Annotated in this window: 2 protein-coding genes; both read right to left on the minus strand. The window is 58.1% G+C overall.

Going from position 1 to position 2,439, the window contains the following annotated elements:
- On the minus strand, positions 1 to 2,008 hold a 2,008-nt coding region (locus Phpb_RS25070; RefSeq protein WP_122983189.1), incomplete at its 3' end, for a two-partner secretion domain-containing protein.
- A 48-nt stretch (positions 2,009 to 2,056) separates the two neighbouring features.
- Positions 2,057 to 2,439, minus strand: a 383-nt coding sequence (locus Phpb_RS27050) for a ShlB/FhaC/HecB family hemolysin secretion/activation protein (RefSeq protein ID WP_276204283.1), incomplete at its 5' end; no start/stop codon positions are given.

Here is a 2,439-nt window from a genome sequence, read left to right on the forward strand (position 1 = left end):
TGTTGCCGTGACGATTATCGACGGTCGTCGCTTTAAGGTTCAGGTTGCCGTTGCCCGCAAGGGTGCCGTGCTGATTATCCAGCATTCGGGTGGTAAGGGACAGCGTGTCTTTGCCCTGTTGTTGCATCACGCCGCCTTGATGACTCAGGATGTCCGCGTTGACGGTTATCTGCCCGGCTTGAGTTTCGGCGTGGTTGAGTTGCAGTTCACCGGCCTGTATCGTCAGGGCGCCATTGGTCAGTAGTTTGCCCTTATCACCCAGCCACCGTTGAGTATTGAGCGACAGTTTCCCGTTGCCCGCCAGTTGCACCTGACCTTGAGTGTTATCGGCCTGATGCGCGGTCAGATGCAGCGCCTCCCCCTGACTGGCAATAGTGCCCTGCTGGTTGTCGAGCCGGTCGGTGGTGAGGGTCAAGTTCCCCTGATTGAATACCATCCCCTCACGGTTATTCAGGGCGCGGGTATTAAGCGCCAGTTCACCGGTCCCGGTCTGGTTAATTTTTCCTTTCAGGTTAGAGATATCTGGGGTCGTGAGGTGGATTTCCCGCGCCACTAACTGGCCGCCGTTGTTGTTAAACTGGCCCGGGGTTTTCGCGGTCAGACGGGCGGCGTTGACGGTGGCGTGAGCGGTACTGACGCCTTGTTGACCGGCAGTCAGTTGAATCTGTCCGGCCGCGGTCTGGCTGTCGCTCAAGTCAATCTGTTGACTGTGGATAGCCAGCGTATCGGCGGCCAGATTTTTCCCCTTCGCCTGAACGTGCTGCGCGGTCAGAATCAGTGAGCCGGGTAACGTGGTACGCCCTTTATCATCCAGCCCCGCAGCCCATACGCTGTCGTGACCACTGTGTATCGTGCCTGCTCTGGCGGTGATATTGCCCCGTGCCTCAACCCGGCCGCTATTGTTCAGTTGTTCGCCTGATTGCAAGGTCACCGTCGATTGAGACAGCAATTTACCGGTGTTCGAAACATTAGCAGACGAAGTTAATTGCAATGCATCACGACTACTGATAGCGCCGCGGTTCTCTATCCGGCCATCGGCGGTGATATGGACCTCGCCGGCAGACGCGCCGATATTGCCGACATTATGCACCCCCACCCCCGCTTCGGTGCCTATCAGCCTGATTTTATGGGCATACATGCCGCCCAGCGCCGCCACATCCAGCGCAAACGCCGGGTGCTTTTCATCGTCAACCGATTTTTTCTCAATCTGCTGATGCGCCGCATCGACAATATTACGCCCGGTAGTCACTTTCAGGTCTTGCGCGTGTAATTTGGCATTAATCGCCACGGAGCGGGCGATGATATCGGTGTAACTTTGCTGTGTGCTGTCCATGCCGTGCCCGTCAATCCGCACTTCCCCCTGATTGACATCAAACCCTTTCAGCCGGCCCTGTTCCATCAGCGCTTGTCCGGTAGTGAGCGTGGTGCGATGTGAGTTAATGAACCCACAACCGTTACAGGTGATGCCCGCCGGGTTGGCAATAATCACCTCAGCTTTATGCCCGGCCACTTCAATCCAGCCATTGAGACGACTGGGGTCACGGCTGTTGACCTCGTTAAGAATAACGCTGGCGTCCCCTTTGGCTAACCACGGATTGCCCGCCACCATGCCGCCGAGTTGCGTCTGGGTGGCCTGATGGCTGTTATTGAGGATAACGCCCTGTTTATCCACGTCAAACTGACGGTAGGTATTGTGGGAAACGCCGTCGGCGCCGGGGGTCTGGATATTGACCTGCGGCGTGCCGTTGGCGCTGCGAATGATCGTCGGCTGCTGACGGCCCGGTGCCTGTCCGTCGGCCACAATCGCCGCCTGTGCGGTGAGCGAAACGCCGCCAAGGGCTAGCAACAACCCAAACCGTAGCGCGGTGAGTCGGCAACAACGCTGCGGTGAAGAGGGGCGATGAGCGCGGCGTCCGGCTCTTCCCCGTCCGGCCCGCGCTATCTCGGCCACCACCATCCACATCTGACGGGCCTGATTAAAGATAATACGATATAACTGCTTGTTCATGATTTTTACTCCACACAACACTACCCACCGGCAGTTTTGCTATTTGAATTAATACTGCCAATACAGGTTGAATCCGGCCGTGACCGGGGAGGTTTGGAAACCGGCGGGTTTGGACAGCGGGACGCCGACAAACAGGTCGTAGCTCACCCCTTTCAGGCTGCCGCGCCAGCCCAGAGCGCTCCCCGCCAGGTGTTTTCCGAGCAGGGCGTCACTGCCCCGGCCGCCCACTTCGCCATAATCCATTGCCAGATACAGCGACTGCCCTTTCAGCGGGGTTTGCCAGTCCAGTTCGTTGCGGCTGTACCAGCCCCGATCGGCGGATAAGGTCAATTCGCCGTCAAAGCCGCGCACCGTCCAGCGGCCGCCGATTGAAAATCGATCCTGGGGCGTCAATGGGCTGGCGCTTATCTGCCGCAGATACTGGGTTTGAT

This window comes from Photorhabdus namnaonensis (genome assembly GCF_001684335.1).
Lineage (GTDB): Bacteria > Pseudomonadota > Gammaproteobacteria > Enterobacterales > Enterobacteriaceae > Photorhabdus > Photorhabdus namnaonensis.